The 14,032-nt window shown below is 75.1% G+C and carries 12 protein-coding genes and 1 pseudogene; 4 read left to right on the top strand and 9 right to left on the bottom strand.

Annotated elements, in window-relative coordinates; translation table 11 throughout:
• Nucleotides 1–135: 135 nt before the first annotated feature.
• Complete coding sequence (locus tag ACFP1Z_RS07105) at nucleotides 136–1,125, top strand: transaldolase family protein (protein ID WP_390315030.1); 990 nt, start codon at nucleotides 136–138, stop codon at nucleotides 1,123–1,125.
• Nucleotides 1,104–2,042, top strand: a pseudogene (locus tag ACFP1Z_RS07100) (transaldolase family protein); the annotation flags it as partial. The gene ACFP1Z_RS07105 and the pseudogene ACFP1Z_RS07100, both read left to right, overlap by 22 nt.
• A gap of 26 nt (nucleotides 2,043–2,068) precedes the next feature.
• Here ACFP1Z_RS07100 and pabB read toward each other — a convergent pair.
• Nucleotides 2,069–4,186, bottom strand: a complete 2,118-nt coding sequence (pabB, locus tag ACFP1Z_RS07095; protein WP_390315029.1) for an aminodeoxychorismate synthase component I — start codon at nucleotides 4,184–4,186, stop codon at nucleotides 2,069–2,071.
• The gene (locus ACFP1Z_RS07090; protein WP_390315028.1) at nucleotides 4,167–4,976 is read right to left on the bottom strand and encodes a 50S ribosomal protein L11 methyltransferase; all 810 of its coding nucleotides are present in this window, start codon (nucleotides 4,974–4,976) and stop codon (nucleotides 4,167–4,169) included. Before ACFP1Z_RS07090 ends, pabB begins: the two co-directional genes overlap by 20 nt.
• A gap of 235 nt (nucleotides 4,977–5,211) precedes the next feature.
• Here ACFP1Z_RS07090 and ACFP1Z_RS07085 point away from each other — a divergent pair, with 235 nt between their 5' ends.
• Complete coding sequence (locus tag ACFP1Z_RS07085; RefSeq protein WP_390315027.1) at nucleotides 5,212–7,167, top strand: helix-turn-helix domain-containing protein; 1,956 nt, start codon at nucleotides 5,212–5,214, stop codon at nucleotides 7,165–7,167.
• Here the strand turns inward: ACFP1Z_RS07085 and ACFP1Z_RS07080 are convergent.
• The 4 genes from ACFP1Z_RS07080 to uppS all read right to left on the bottom strand — a co-directional run bounded on the left by ACFP1Z_RS07080 (nucleotide 7,137) and on the right by uppS (nucleotide 11,357).
• Nucleotides 7,137–8,267, bottom strand: a complete 1,131-nt coding sequence (locus tag ACFP1Z_RS07080) for an IS701 family transposase (protein WP_465269264.1) — start codon at nucleotides 8,265–8,267, stop codon at nucleotides 7,137–7,139. The genes ACFP1Z_RS07085 and ACFP1Z_RS07080 overlap by 31 nt on opposite strands.
• 196 nt (nucleotides 8,268–8,463) lie before the next feature.
• A complete protein-coding gene (locus tag ACFP1Z_RS07075; RefSeq protein ID WP_390315025.1) occupies nucleotides 8,464–9,477 on the bottom strand; it encodes a Rieske 2Fe-2S domain-containing protein in 1,014 nt (337 codons plus the stop codon).
• 26 nt (nucleotides 9,478–9,503) lie between these two features.
• The gene (locus ACFP1Z_RS07070) at nucleotides 9,504–10,547 is read right to left on the bottom strand and encodes a terpene synthase family protein (protein WP_390315024.1); all 1,044 of its coding nucleotides are present in this window, start codon (nucleotides 10,545–10,547) and stop codon (nucleotides 9,504–9,506) included.
• A gap of 54 nt (nucleotides 10,548–10,601) precedes the next feature.
• Nucleotides 10,602–11,357, bottom strand: a complete 756-nt coding sequence (uppS, locus tag ACFP1Z_RS07065; RefSeq protein WP_390315023.1) for a polyprenyl diphosphate synthase — start codon at nucleotides 11,355–11,357, stop codon at nucleotides 10,602–10,604.
• A 422-nt stretch (nucleotides 11,358–11,779) separates the two neighbouring features.
• On the opposite strand from uppS, the gene ACFP1Z_RS07060 reads away from it, so the two are divergent.
• Nucleotides 11,780–12,091, top strand: a complete 312-nt coding sequence (locus ACFP1Z_RS07060) for a hypothetical protein (RefSeq protein ID WP_390315022.1) — start codon at nucleotides 11,780–11,782, stop codon at nucleotides 12,089–12,091.
• A gap of 76 nt (nucleotides 12,092–12,167) precedes the next feature.
• On the opposite strand, the gene ACFP1Z_RS07055 is transcribed toward ACFP1Z_RS07060, so the two are convergent.
• The 3 genes from ACFP1Z_RS07055 to ACFP1Z_RS07045 all read right to left on the bottom strand — a co-directional run bounded on the left by ACFP1Z_RS07055 (nucleotide 12,168) and on the right by ACFP1Z_RS07045 (nucleotide 13,996).
• Nucleotides 12,168–12,980, bottom strand: a complete 813-nt coding sequence (locus tag ACFP1Z_RS07055) for a GNAT family N-acetyltransferase (RefSeq protein ID WP_390315021.1) — start codon at nucleotides 12,978–12,980, stop codon at nucleotides 12,168–12,170.
• 75 nt (nucleotides 12,981–13,055) lie between these two features.
• A complete protein-coding gene (locus tag ACFP1Z_RS07050) occupies nucleotides 13,056–13,130 on the bottom strand; it encodes a 50S ribosomal protein bL37 (protein WP_390315069.1) in 75 nt (24 codons plus the stop codon).
• Nucleotides 13,131–13,183: 53 nt separating this feature from the next.
• Nucleotides 13,184–13,996: an SDR family NAD(P)-dependent oxidoreductase gene (locus tag ACFP1Z_RS07045; protein WP_390315020.1), complete on the bottom strand. Its 813-nt coding sequence runs from the start codon at nucleotides 13,994–13,996 to the stop codon at nucleotides 13,184–13,186.
• Nucleotides 13,997–14,032 lie beyond the last annotated feature (36 nt).

Raw genomic sequence — 14,032 nt, 5'->3', positions numbered from 1 at the left:
AGGTGTGCGCCGAAGCGAGGTGACACTCACGGGAATTGGTGACGCTCACGCGGGACAGAATTGCCGACAGGCTTTTCCCGTCGCAGAGTTCCGGTCCATGACAGCAGCCAGTCCGCGTCGAGCCAGGAGATCCGCATGACCGCGACCCTGACCCGCCCGCCCTCGGCGGCCACCGGCGTGTGGCTCGACGACGCGGGCCGTGACCTGATCACGACGGACGGGCTGCGGCGGCTCGTCCACGGCCTCGGGGTGCGGGGCCTGATGTGCACCGCGGATGCCACCACGGAGGAACTGCGCCTGGCCTGCGGCATGTTGAGCGCGCGGGGGGTGGTCTCGGCGGCGCCCGTCCTGCACGGCGGCGCGGACGCCGGGGCGCTGCTGGGCGAGGCCCGGCTCCTGCACCGGATGGTCGCGCGCCCCAACCTCCTCGTCCGGCTGCCGGCGGCGCTGTGGGCGCTGCCCGTCGTCACGCGGCTGCTGGCCGAGGGCATCGGGGTGCACACCGCCTGGATCGGCTCACCGGCCCGGTACGAGGCGTTCCTCGACGCCTTCCACGCGGGCCTGTCCCGGGTGCGCGAGGCCGGCGGGGACCTGGCCGCCGTACGTGCCGTGGCCTCCGTTCCCGTCCGGCACATCGACGCCGCGGTCGACGGCCGGCTGGACGCGGTCGGCGGGCACGAGACCGCGGCCCTCAGGGGCCGGGCCGGCCGCGCCGTCGCGAGTCTGGCGCACCACGCGCACCAGGAGTTCCTCGCCTCGGCGCGCTGGCGCTCCCTGGCGGCCGCGGGGGCGGTGGAGCCGCGGCTGGTCTGGTCGCTGGGCGGCCCGCCCTCCCCCGCCGACGGCATCCGCGACCGTCTCGCGGACCTGGCGGCCCCGGACACCGCGGCGGCCGTCCCCGCGAGCGCCCTGACCCCGCTCGCGCACGGCCTGCCCGAGCCCGTGGGCAGCGGTCCGGCCCGCCACCGCGAGGACGCCCGACGGGTCGTCGCTTTCCTTGACTGGTACGGCGTTTCGGCCGAAGATGCCGCGACGCGCGTCGAGGGGAAGGGCCTCGCGCGCATGCTGCCCGGCAGCGTGGCCGGGGCAAGGGGAGTGACAGGATGCGCGACGCCGGTGCCGTGACGTTGTTGGCGGACGAGGGTGTGTCCCGCTGGCTGGACGGTACGGGCCCGGGCGGGCCCGTACCGGAGGGCCTCGCGCGGTACGTGGCCGATGGGCTGGTCACGGGGCTGGTCCTCGGCCCGCGGCCTCCCGCGCGCCGCCGGGCCGGTGCGGCCGCGCGCGGTCCGGTGCCGCACGGGGCCTCGGCGGCGGCCGCCGCCCTGCTCGCCGCCCGGGCACGGCAGGCCTGCGACGTCCTGCGACCGGTGCATGAGCGCACCGGCGGCCGGGACGGGCTGGTCGCCCTGGAGGTGGGCCCCGCGGTGGACACGGCCACCGCGCTGCGCTTCTGGCGGACCGTGGACCGCCCCAACCTGCTGCTCTCGCTGCCCGCCTCCCCCGAGGGCCTGGCCACGGCCGCCGACTGCCTGGCCGCGGGTGCGGGCGTGGACGTGGGCCCGGTGTTCTCCCCCGACCACTACGAACGGGCCGCGGCCGCCTGGCTCGACGGACTGCGCCGGGCCGAGGCGGCGGGCCGCCCGCCGGCGGCGCTCACGGCCGTGGTGTCGGTGCCGCTCGCCGCCGTGGACGTCGCCTTCGACCGGCGGCTGCGCGCCGCCCCGTCCGAGGCGGCCCGGGTGATGCTCGGTCAGACGGCGCTGGCCTCCGCGCGGTTGGTCTTCCACCGCCACGAGCGGCGGCTCGCCGCCCCCGACTGGCGGGAACTGGCGCTGCGCGGTGCCCGTCCGCACCGGATGCGCTGGACGGACACCGCGCCGCGGGTCCGGGGCGTGCCCAGTACCCGCTACGTGGACGAGCTCGTCGTCTGGGACGCCATCAGCACCATGAGCCCGGCCACCCTGCGTGCCGTGGCCGAGCGCGGCGCGCCGCGCGGCGACACCGTGACCGGCCGGGGCGGGGCCGCCGCCCGGACCCTGGACTCGCTGGAGATCCTGGGCGTGCGCTACGAGCGCACGGCCCGGGAGCTGGCCCGCCGCTCGGAGCGGCTGCGCCCGGCGCGCTGGAACGCCTGGCTCGGCTCGCTGACGGAGCGCAGCGGGGCGGCCTTGACCACGGTCTCCTCGAACTCGTCCGCCGGGTCGGACAGGGCGGTGATCGCCCCGCCGATCCCGTAGCGGACCCGGCCCGGGGTGACGACCGCGGTGCGGATGACGATGCTCAGGTCGGCGGCGCCGGTCAGGGAGAAGTAGCCGAGCGCGCCCGAGTAGACGCCGCGCGGGCCGCCTTCGAGGTGGTCGATGATCCGCATGGTGCGCCGCTTCGGGGCACCGGTCATCGAGCCGCCGGGGAAGGCCGTACGGACGCAGTCCACCGCCGTGACGCCCGGGCGCAGGGTGGCGCGCACGGTGCTCACCAGCTGGTGGACCGTGGCGTAGGTCTCGACGCGGAAGCTCTCCCGCGCGTCGACGCTGCCGGTCCGGGCGCACCGGCCGAGGTCGTTGCGGACGAGGTCGACGATCATCAGGTTCTCCGCGCGGTCCTTCTCGTCGGTGCGGAGTTCGGCGCGCAGGGCGGCGTCCTGCCGCTCGGTGGTGCCGCGCGGCCGGGTGCCCTTGATGGGCCGGGACTCGGCCGTGCCGTCCGGGCCGACGCGCAGGAACCGTTCGGGTGAGGTGCTCAGTACCGCGAGCTCGCCGAGGCGCAGCAGCGCGCCGAAGGGCGCGGGGCTGTGGCGGCGCAGGTGGCGGTAGCCGGTCCAGGGGTCGAACTCGCCCGTGGCCTCGGCCATGTTCGTCAGGCACACCTCGTAGCTCTCGCCCGCCGCGATCTCCTCCAGGCACTCGTCGATCAGGTCGAGGTAGGCGGAGCGGTCGTGCCGCAGCCGGACCTCCGGCAGCCGCGGCGGGGGGCCGGTGTACGGCAGGTGTTCGCCGGCGAGCCGCTCCAGGCGGCGGGCCGTGCGCGTCAGCCAGGCGCGGGCGTCGTCCTCCTCACCGTCCTCGGCGAGGGCGAGCAGGTGGGTGGTGGCGGTGGCGTGGTCGAAGGCGAGGGCACGGTCGGCGAAGACCATGAAGGCGTCGGGGTCGGGCGAGCGGTGCACGGCGCGGCCGCCGCACTCGGCCTTCAGCTCGTAGCCCAGGTATCCGACCCAGCCCAGGGCGAAGTCGAAGGGCAGTCCGGGCACGCTGGTCCGGGTGGCCGCGAGGTCCTGGCCGAGCCAGGTGAGGAACTCTCCCGAGACGATGTCGACGCCCTCGGCGGAGTGGACGGTGACCGTGGAGCTCCAGACGTCGGCCTTCGCGACCCGTGCGAGCGGCCCTTCGGCGTCCCCCATGAACGAGAAGCGGCCCAGCTCTCCCTCCCGCCGGCTGCTGTCCAGCCAGAACGCGTGGGCGCTGTCGCCGAAGAGCCGGGCGAAGACGGTCTCCTCGTCCCAGCGGGTGGGCAGTTGCTGCGTCAGCACTCTCAGCCGGCGCGGCTCGGGCTGCGGCGCGATGGCCTCGGGCGGCGGGGCGATACGGACAGCGGTCCGGGCCGCGGGGCGCTCGCGTGCGCTCATGTCCCGGAAGTTCGCGAGGAGTTCCGTGCCGTACTGGCTGCACACCGATTCGGGGTGGAACTGCACGCCCCACTGCGGCCGGCTGCGGTGCCGCAGCGCCATGAGCACCCCGTCCGGGGTCCAGGCGGTCGCCTGGAGTTCGTCGGGGAGGTCGGTGACGGCCAGGGAGTGGTAGCGCACCACCTCGAAGCGCGAGGGCAGGCCGGCGAACAGGCCCGAGCCGTCGTGCAGCACCGGGGAGGTACGGCCGTGGTACGGCTCGGGCGCGCGGCCGACGGTCGCGCCGTGCAGCAGCCCGATGCTCTGGTGTCCCAGGCAGACGCCCAGCAGGGGAAGGTCGCCCTTCTCGACGATCTCGCGGCAGATGCCGATGTCGCCGGGGCGTTGCGGGGTGCCGGGGCCGGGTGAGAGGACGACGTTGTCGAATTCCGCGAGCCGGCCGGAGTGCCATCGCGGGTCGTCGTTGCGGACGACCTCCGGCCACTGTCCGCCCGCGCGGGCCAGGCAGTGGGCGAGGTTGTAGGTGAAGGAGTCGTAGTTGTCAACGAGCAGAGTGCGCACGGTACTTCCGTCGGTCTGGTGGTGGTGCCAGGGCTGGGGTGCGGCCCGGTGGGGCGAAGTCCGTTGTCCGGTCGGTGACTTCGATGAGCATGTGCTCGACGGTCTCCAGGCCCTCCGGGACGCGGCGGCGGGCCAGGACGCGCAGTCCGCGTCCGTGCTCCCGCGCCAGCCGGCGCAGGCCCGCCACGTCGCCGCGGTCACTGAAGTGCAGCAGCACGCTGCCCCCGGCGGTCACATGGCGGGCGGATTCGGCGAGATAGCGGCGGTGGGCCGCGTATCCGGCGTCGACATAGGCGCGTTCGTGGTCGCTCCGGTAGGTGTAGTCCTCCGGTGCCCGTACGAAGTTGGAGTGCCAGTAGACGATGTCGAAGCGTTCGTCCCGCGCGAGGGGGGTGAACAGGTCCCCTGCCAGGGCGCGGAGCCGGCCGGTGACGCCGTGCCGGGCGGCGTTTTGGCGGGTGTTGAGCACGGCCCGCGGGTTGATGTCGGTGGCGACGACCCGGTCGCATCCGGCCAGGGCCGCCGTCACGGCGACGACGCCGGTACCGCTGCCGATCTCCAGCAGGGAACGGGGCCGCCGTCCGGTGTCGTCCCGCGCGCCGAGGACCTCGTGGAGGAGTTCCAGGGCCACGCCGGTGGACGGGGAGAACGGCGGCGCGAACACACCGTCCAGCAAGTCCCATTCGCGTCCGTCGAGGCGGAAGACCTCCGGCCGGTCGGGCCGGGTCAGCGACCTCCGGCTGCGGTCGATCGACCGCAGATGACTGCGTAACTGCGTATGTACTGGCATGCGCTCCCCCTGTCGGCCGGCGCGCCTCGCGCAACGGGCGCCGTACCGCCAACCCTTGCCGAAAACAGCTGCGGGGAGAAGGTGCGTGGATCACCGCGTGGGGCGGAAGGACGGTGGCCGGGGTACACCCGGAACCTGGCCGGAGTTGACTGGTCCAGTCCAATCATTTTAAGTTTCACCGGCCGGTGGACGCCTCCTCCTGGAGCGTCCGGGGAGATGGTTCTGGGGGGACCGGATGACTCGTGCCGTGCGCTCCGGCACAGCGAACGCGATCACCGTGCTGCGGCTGCTCGCCGAGGAGGCCGCGCCCAGCCGCTTCGAGGCGCTGGTGCGCGAGGCGCGCCGCGACGGGGCCCGCGGCGCCGATCTGGAGGAGCTGGAACAGGCCACGGAACTGGCGCTCGGCGTCCACTCCCTCTTCGGCCGCCACGAGCAGCGCGAGGCGGGGCTCACGGCCCTGGTGGACACCGCGCGCGATCTCACCCTCCCCTACGACCTGGACACCCTGCTCCAGGTCATCGCCCGGCGGGCCCGCCGGCTGCTCACCTTCGACATGGCCTACATCGGTTTCGCCGACGCCGACGGGCAGGGCTCCTGGATCCGGGCCTCCGACGGCGACACCACCGCCCTGAACGTGGGGCTGCGCGTAGTCGGCGGCCACGGTCTCGGGGGCCTCGCGCTGAAGTCCGGGGCACCGTCGTGGACCCCCGACTACCTCGGCGACGACCGTATCCCGCACTCCGAGGAGGTCGACTCGGTGGTCCGGGCCGAGGGGCTGCGCGCCATCCTGTCGGTGCCCCTGCGGCACGGCGACACCGTCTACGGCAACCTCTACGGCGCCAACCGCAGGATCCGGCACTTCGCGCCGTCCGAGATCGACCTGATGCGTTCCCTCGCCGACCTGGCGTCCGTCGCCATCGAGAAGGCCCGGCTCCTCGACCACACCCGGGCCGAGGTCACCGAGCTGGAACGGGACGGTTCCCGCGCCCGCACCTCCCTGGCCGGCGAACGGCACCTGGGCGATCTGCGCAACCGGCTGACCGACCTGGTGCTGGACGGCCGCGACCTGCCCGCCGTCGCCGCCGAGGCGGCCGCGGCCCTCGACGGCGCCCTGCTGGTCCGTGACGCGGCAGGCCGCGCCCTGGCCACGGTGGGCGAGGCGCCCGCCCTCGACGAGGCCCGGCTCTCCAGGGCGGTGCTCGACGCGCACACCGGCCGGACCCCGGTCCCGGCCGGCGACGGCGTGTGGGCCGCGTCCGTGGCGGCGGGCTCGGAGAGCCTCGGGGCGCTGGTCCTGGCGCGGCCGACGCCCCTGGCCGAGGAGGAGCTGCGGCTGCTGCGGTCCGCGGCCCAGGTGTGCGCGACACTGCTGCTGATCCAGCGCAACACCGCCCTGCTGGAGGGCCAGGTCCGCGACGGCCTCTTCGACGAGCTGCTCTCGGCCCGCGGCCCCTCGCCGGCCCGGCTCGCGGACCGGACCGGCCGGCTCGCCATCGATCTGACCCGGCCGCACGTCGTGGCGGTGGCCCGCCCCGAGGGCGGCACCGGCGGCAGGGCCGTTGTGTGGGCCTCCTCCTACGCCCACCGGACGGCGGGCCTCAAGAGCGTCGTGGACGGCGACATCGTCCTGCTGCTGCCGGGCGCCGATGCCACGGCCGCCGCCCGGGCGGTGTCCGAGGAGCTCACTCCCCTGCTGGACCAGCCGGTCACCGTGGGCGCGGCGGCCCTGCGGGCCGGGGACGGCGCGGTGCGCTCGGCCTACCAGGAGGCGCTGCGCTGCGTCGGGGCGCTCACCGCGCTCGGCGGGCCGGGCGGGTACGCGGCGCCGGGCGACCTCGGTTTCCTGGGGGTCCTGCTCGCGGAGCGGCACGACCTCGACGGCTTCGTGCAGTCCGCGCTGGGGCCGCTCCTCGAATACGACCTGCTGCGGATGACCGAGCTGACCCGCACGCTGGAGGTGTACTTCGCCTCCGGCAGCAGTGCCACCGCGGCGGCGGAGGCCCTGCACGTGCACCCCAACACCGTCTACCGGCGCCTGGAGCGGATCGCCGAACTCCTGGGCCCCGACTGGCAGAAGCCCGAGCAGGCCCTGGAACTCCAGCTCGCCCTGCGGCTGCACCGCACCCGGCACCTGCTCGGCCGCCGGCAGGGCAGGGGCGTTCACGCGCAGCGCGTGCCGTCCCGCCCGTAGGTGTCGGCGAGCGCCGACACCGCGCAGGCCGCGGACGCCAGGGTGATGTGCCGGTGCCAGCCCGGGAAGGACCGGCCCTTGAAGTCGCGCAGCCCGGTCCGCGCACCCGTCCGTTCGCCGTGGGCGGCCGCCCCGCGCGCGAGCCGGGCCAGCCGGGCCAGCTCCCCGACGTGCGTACGGTCCGTGCCGGTCAGCCAGATCCGTTCGGGGGCCCCGTCGGGGTCGCTCCACTCGCCCAGCAACAGTCCGGTCCGCCCCTCGTGCGCCGGCCGTCCCGGGCCGCCGGGCAGGACCACGGGCACCGCGACGGCCCAGCCCGTGCCCGCGACCCGGCGGCGCAGTCCCCTGACCCCTTCCAGGACGCGCAGCGCGGGCAGGGGACCCAGGCCGTGACCGGGCAGCGAGGGATCGGCCACGGCCAGCCGGGTCACCCCGCACACCCGGGCCAGGACGGGAAGTCCGGCTTCGGCGAACCCGCGCAGCACAGGCTCGATCCGGGTGGTGCGCACGTCCAGCACCACCGGCCGCCGGGGCATCCGCCAGGTGCGCATGTCCTCCAGCACCGCGGCGGCCGCGCTCTCCTCCGCCGTCTCCCCGGCACGCTCCGACGGCGCTTCTCCCGGACCGCTGTCGGGCAGGAACAGCCGCCAGTTCACCGGCACCGCCATCGCCCCGGACGCGGACCACACGCCGAACGCCCGCTGCCCGTTGACCATGTGCCCGCGCTCGGGGTCGAACTGCCGCAGCACCCCGGCGGAGTGGCTGCCCCGCTTGGGGATGATCATCTGGCGGACGACCCAGGCCCGGCCCGGGGCGAAGTCCTCCGCGTGCCGGGCGAGGGCCTCCCGCAGGGGCGACCAGTGCCAGGTGGACCCGCAGATGAAGTGGTGCAGGGCCTGCTGGCCGCCCGGCGCCCCGACGGCGGTGGCGATGTTGCGGATCGTCTTGCGGCCCTCGGCCAGCAGCAGTCCGTGCAGGTACTGCTCCGCCCTGGCGCGCTGGTCGCTGCGGTGCAGTGACCGGAACAGCACCTCGCTCATCTCCGCGGCCACGTCGTGCGCCCCGCCCGCAGGCCACTGTCTGCCACCGCGCCGGTCCATCCTGATGACTGCCGAAGTCACGGCTTCTCCCCCCGATCACCTCGCGTACGAAGCCACGATGCGCTCCAGTGACCGCGGGCAGGAGGGAGAGCGCGCACACCGTTCGTGCCGCCGGTGATGGACGGTCTCCACCCGCGGAAGGGGCCGCCCCGGTTCCCCGCCGCCGACGGGACCAAAGCACCGTGCTCGCAACAGGTCAACCTGCCACCGGCGCGTGGAACTGCCGCGCCCAGCGCCGGTACGCGCCGATCGGGCCGTCCTCGTCGTTCAGGCGCGGGTGGGGCAGGTAGGTCTTGTGGTGGAAGACGGGGAAGTCGGCGCGTGCGGCGTGCAGGTTCCAGCGGTTCATGCCGAGGCCGACGGCGTGGTCGAGCAGGGGGCGGTGCAGGGCCGCGGGGTGGTGGGGCGGGGTGCCCGTGACGGCGTTGGCGGCCATCGTGTAGTGCAGGCGTCCCGGCGCGACCGGGGTCGCGAAGACCCATTGGGCGGCCCGCAGCCGGGGCCGGTCCATGGCGATCGTCAGGAGTCCGGCGCCCATGCCGAGGATCAGCAGCTCGATGTCCTGCACGGCGGGGAGCAGGGGGACGGGGCGGCCCACGCGGAACGACGCGCGGTAGAAGGGGCCGTCGGCCTTCGGCTCGGAGCGCACTTCGAGGAAGTCGACGCGGTGGAGCTGGGTGACGTGCCCGTAGTCGACGAAGTTCTCCATGACGTCCTGCGCGTGGCCCGCCACCGCGGTGCGGTGGACGCGGCGGGGGCGGGCGACGGCCGGCAGGTCGGGGAGTTCCCAGGACGGCGGTGTGCCGTCGGGCGCGTGCCAGGCCCACACGATGCCGCGGCTCTCGCGGACGGTGAGCCGGTCCAGGGACGCCCTGGGCGGGGTGCCGTAGGGCGTACGGACGCACGTGCCGTCCACGGCGAAGCCGAACCGGTGGAACGGGCAGACCAGCAGCTCCCCCTCGACGGTGCCGCCGGCGCCCAAGTGGGCGCCCAGGTGCGGGCAGTGGGGCCCGACGGCCCGCAGGACGCCGTTGCGGGTGCGATAGACGACGACGTCGGCTCCCATGAAGCCGCGGGTGCGCACCGTGCCCGGCGGCCACTCCCGGGAGAATCCCAGGCAGAACCAGCCGCTGGGGTACGGCAGGGCCTCGGGCGCGGTGTCGGCGACCGTCCGGGCCGGGTACGGGGACCTGTAGAGGTGCGAGCGCATGGGATTTCTTCCTTCCGGTGTGCGGCTCACGGGGTCAGGAAGCCGGAGCTGCGCCGGTACCGCGAAGTGGTGTGCTGCCAGCGGAAGTAGCCGCCGATCGACTCCTCCAGCATGCGGACGCCGCCGAGGACGGCGTGCGGGGCGCGCGCGTGCGGGTCCGCCGCGAGGCCGACGAGCGTACGCAGCCGCTCCGCGGTCAGCGCGAACTCCCGCATCCGCTGCTCGACCATGTACGCGGCGAGGTCCGCGGCGTCCTGAAGTTCCAGGCCGCGTGCCTCGCGCAGGACGAGCACCAGGTTGTGGGGGTTGCGGTAGTGGATGTCCTTGCGGACGGTGTAGGTGTCGTTGGACCACAGCCACAACTCGCTCGCGCAGGCGCGCAGTTCGCCGTAGAGGCCGTGGCGCAGGGAGTCGGGGACGTCGACACCCTGGAGGGCCTCCATCATGTCGATGCTGGAGCGGGTCGCGGCGTTCGTGCGGCGCAGCCGGATGTACGTGTCGAGGTCCGGGACCTCTCCGGCGACGCGGTGGGCGACCTCGTGGGCCATGGCGCGCAGATAGATCCGCACCGAGGCGGGGAAGCGCCGGCGGGCGCTGTCGGGGGCGCGGGCCCGGAAGGCGCGCCACAGGTCGGCCAGGGCGCGGGCGAGCGGCAGGGTCAGGGCGGGGTCGTCCGGCGGCGGGGGCGGTTCGGTGAGCGCGTGGTCGAGCTGGGCGGCCTCCCGTTGGAAGGCGGCGGGGTCGCGGCCGCGGGGGCCGTCGTCGAAGATGTCGTCCCACAGGAACAGCCACACGATCCACCGGGCCATCAGGACCGAGCCGTCGCGGTCGGCGCGCGGGCAGTACAGGCAGGAGAACAGCCCGCACTGCATGTCGGCCAGGCGCTGCGCGGCCGCCGGGGAGCGGTCCAGGCCGTGCTCGTGGGCCCAGCGCAGGGCCGCCCGTTCCGCGTACGGGCCGTACGGCGCGCACCGGACGGGGAACGGCACCTCGTAGCGCGGCACGCGGTAGTCCGCCAGGGCGGCCCGGTCGGCCTCGCGGGAATCGGCGAACAGCGGGGGCGGGGACACGGCGCTCCTTTCCCGGACGTCCGGCAGCCGACGTCCGACGTCCGACAGCCGGGGCTACAGCCCCAGTCGGCGGTGGCGCGCCCGGTAGCACCGCAGGGCCCGCTCGAACTCCCGCCGGTCGAAGTCCGGCCACGGGGCGGGGCAGAAGAAGAACTCGGAGTAGGCGGTCTGCCAGGGCATGAAGCCCGAGAGCCGCTGCTCGCCGGAGGTGCGGATCACCAGGTCGGGGTCCGGCTGGCCGGAGGTGTCGAGGCAGTGCGCGATCTCCTCGGGGGCGACGCCCCCGGCCAGTGAGTGCAGGGTGCCGGCCTCGTGGTGGGCGTGGACCAGGTTCCGTACGGCCCGGGCGATCTCGTCGCGGCCGCTGTAGGCGACGGCGATGTTGACCACGGGACCGGCCGGGCGGCCGGCCTCGCGGGCCACGTGCCGCAGCCGCGCGGCGAGTTCGCCGGGCAGCGCGTCGGGGGCGCCGATGAGGCGTATGCGCCAGTGGCCCAGGGCCGCTATCCGTTCGGTGACGGCGCCGATGACCTCGTACAGGCCCGTGAGTTCGGCGTGCGGGCGGCGGAGGTTGTCGACGGACAGCGGCCACAGGGTGACGGTGTCCAGGCCCTCGGTCTCCCGGCACCAGGACAGCAGCTCCAGGACCCGGGCCCCGCCCCGCTCGTAGCCCGCCCGGGCGGGCAGGCCGCGCGTTCGCGCCCAGCGCCGGTTGCCGTCGAGGATGAGGGCGAGATGGCGGACCACGGGCCGTTGTTCCGTCACCGGGAGGATCAGGGTGCTGCGGTCGCTGTCGGTGGTGAGACTCATGGCGTGCTCCGTAAGACTTGCGGGCCGACGCGCTGTGTCAGCTGCATGGTCCCTGTAGATGTCCCGCACACGGAAGCGCGCTCGGTCCGCGCACGACGTGCGGCTTCCCGGGCGGCGCGCGCCTCGGCGCACCCGTACGCACGCGTCAGGGCCCGGTGCGGAGGTGATGCCCCACCGGACGGGCGGATTGATCACGTCTGCACGGGCGTTCTAGATTGGTCGGGAGCAACTCACCGACAGGGGGCGGAACATGGCGGACGGTTCGTCCGGCGTCAGAACGGGCGCCGAGTGGAGTCGGCGGGTCGTCGCGCCGTGGCTCCTGGCGCTGGGGGGCGTGTGCGCCGTCGGCCTTCTCGCGGCGGGGCTGGCCCTGGGGCACTGGGACCGCCTTCGGGCCGCTGCAACTGGTGTCGGTGGCCTGTGTGGCCACGGGTGCCGTGCGGGTCACCGTCACGCGGCGCGGGGTGACGGTCACCGCCGTCGCACTGCCGTTCCTGCGCCGGACGGTCCCGCTCCAGCCCGTCGTACGCGCCCGGGACGGCTGGGCGAGGCCCCTGCAGATCGGCGGCTGGGGCTACCGATGGCTGCCCGGACTGACGGCGGTGTCGCTGCGCGAAGGCGACGCGCTGTGGCTTGAGTTGACCAGCGGCCGGGAGTTCGTCGTCACCGTCGACGACGCCGGGAGCGCGGCACGGCTCGTCAACGACTTCCTGCGGTCCGGGACGCGGACCTGAGAACCCTGGCCCGCGCCCGGGCACGTACTCCTGTTCCCCCGCACGACGGGAGCGGCTCTGACCGCCGGGCCCGCCCTCAGGCGGTCGGCAGGCCCGCCGGCAGCCGCTGCCCGCGCCCCGCCGGGTCCGCCGCCGCCCCGGTCGCGTAGTGCACGTACTCGCGTACGAGCCGGAAGCCGGTGGCGGCCGCGAGGGCGCGGCTGGGGTGGTTGTCGCGGGAGCAGGTCCAGCTGGGGGTGCGGCCTCGGGTGGTGATGTCGGCGCTCAGGGCCGTCACGCAGGCGCGGGCGAGGCCCCGGCCGCGCGCGGGGGGCAGGGTGGCGACGGCGATGTCCTCGTAGCGGCCGCCGAGGAAGTACGTGCAGGCCAGGGCGAGCAACCGGCCGTCGTGGAAGGCGCCTTGGGTGTGTCCGGAGGCGGCGAGTGCGGCGGGCCCGCCCCAGGACTCGGCGAGCCAGGACAGGTCCGTACCGAGCGCGCGGACGGCGGGGGTGTCGGCGGCCGTCAGGGGCCGTACGGTCGTTCCGGCGGGGGCGGCGGTACGGCCGGTGGTGTCCTCGCGCACCCACACCATGCGCTCCCACGGCACGAGCCGGACGAAGGCGGCGCCCAGGAGCGGCAGGAAGCGGTCGGGGGCGGCGACATAGCTGCGGGCGAACGGCGCGAGCGCGCCCGGGGCGAGCACGCGGGGGTCTCCGCCCAGCAGGACGTGGCCGGCGCAGGCGACGGCCCCGGCGCGGGGGTTGCGCGGCCGGTCGGCCCACCAGCGGCCGTGGCCCGTGGCGCGGATGTGCTCGGTGAGGGAGCCCAGGCCCGGGTAGCCGGTCGGGAACCAGGTGCGCCAGGGCGTGCGGTGGGCGGGGACGCTGTGGCAGGGCAGCTCGATCACGGTGCGGCGACGCTTTCGTGCGTGCGGGGCGGGCGGCGGGGGTCGGCCGCTGCCCGCCCCTTGCGGCGAACTGGGCTACTGGCAGGCCTTCTTGCCGTGGTTGGCCTTCTTCTTGCGGCGGGTCTTCTTCTTGCGGGCGCGCTTGGACACGGTCTTCTCTCCGTCGGCGACGTTGTCGAGGATCAGGGAAGGGGCGGGCGGATTCAGGACGCCGCGCCGGTCAACTGGTCGGCCAGCTTGCACAGTCGGCGCACGGTGCGCTCCTCCAGGGCGACGGGCGCGGCGGGCGCGAGCGCGGTGCCGTCGTAGTACGCGCCGGGCGCGACCTCGGTGGCCGGGTCGACCAGGCGCACCACGCGGGCGGCGCCCTCGGCGGGCGTGTCGCCGTCGATGCCGTACAGCGGCAGCAGCGCGGTGGCGCACACGCCGGGGTGGACGCTGACGCCGGTCCAGCCGCGTTCCGCGCGCGCGAAGATCGTCAGGGCGAGCTGGGACTGGGCGTAGGCGGCGAGCCGGGAGTAACGGCGGGCGCGCTGCGGGTCGTTCCAGGCGATGGAGGCGGTGCGGTGCATGGAGGAGGAGACGTTGACGACGCGGCTGCCGGGGCGGGCGGTGAGCGGTCCGGTCAGCTCGTGGGTGAGGAGGTAGGCGGCCAGGAAGTTGACCTGGAGGGCGAGTTCGTTGCCGTCGGCGGTGATGGTCCGGCGTTCGGGGGCGGCGACGGCCGCGTTGTTGACGAGCGCGTCGAGGACGGGGTGCTCGTCGGCGATCCTCGCGGCCATGGCCCGTACCTCGTCGAGGCGGCTGAAGTCCGCGACGGCCAGGCGCAGTCGGGCGGCGTCGGCGCCGGCGGCCACCAGGCGGGCGACGGCGTCCTCGCCGGAGGCGCTGTCGGGGGCGTGCACGATGACGGTGTCGCCGCGCTCCGCGAGCAGCCGGGCGGTCTCCCAGCCGATGCCGGAGGTGGCACCGGTGACCAGGACGGTCCGGGACTTGGGCGGAACAACGGCAGACATGGTCCACTCCGGGAGTTTCGGGGAAGGAAGGCGGCC

The organism is Streptomyces gamaensis, from assembly GCF_042656465.1.
GTDB lineage: Bacteria > Actinomycetota > Actinomycetes > Streptomycetales > Streptomycetaceae > Streptomyces > Streptomyces gamaensis.
The sequence above is the reverse complement of the archived record's forward strand: the minus strand, read 5'-3'. Positions and strand labels throughout refer to the sequence as shown.

What these genes read in the sequence shown, in the direction of transcription:
- ACFP1Z_RS07105 (WP_390315030.1), top strand. Translation starts at nt 136, where the DNA reads ATGACCGCGACCCTGACCCGCCCGCCCTCGGCGGCCACCGGCGTGTGG.
- ACFP1Z_RS07090 (WP_390315028.1), bottom strand. Translation starts at nt 4,976, where the DNA reads ATGCCAGTACATACGCAGTTACGCAGTCATCTGCGGTCGATCGACCGC.
- ACFP1Z_RS07085 (WP_390315027.1), top strand. Translation starts at nt 5,212, where the DNA reads ATGACTCGTGCCGTGCGCTCCGGCACAGCGAACGCGATCACCGTGCTG.
- ACFP1Z_RS07080 (WP_465269264.1), bottom strand. Translation starts at nt 8,267, where the DNA reads ATGGACCGGCGCGGTGGCAGACAGTGGCCTGCGGGCGGGGCGCACGAC.
- ACFP1Z_RS07075 (WP_390315025.1), bottom strand. Translation starts at nt 9,477, where the DNA reads ATGCGCTCGCACCTCTACAGGTCCCCGTACCCGGCCCGGACGGTCGCC.
- uppS (WP_390315023.1), bottom strand. Translation starts at nt 11,357, where the DNA reads ATGAGTCTCACCACCGACAGCGACCGCAGCACCCTGATCCTCCCGGTG.
- ACFP1Z_RS07045 (WP_390315020.1), bottom strand. Translation starts at nt 13,996, where the DNA reads ATGTCTGCCGTTGTTCCGCCCAAGTCCCGGACCGTCCTGGTCACCGGT.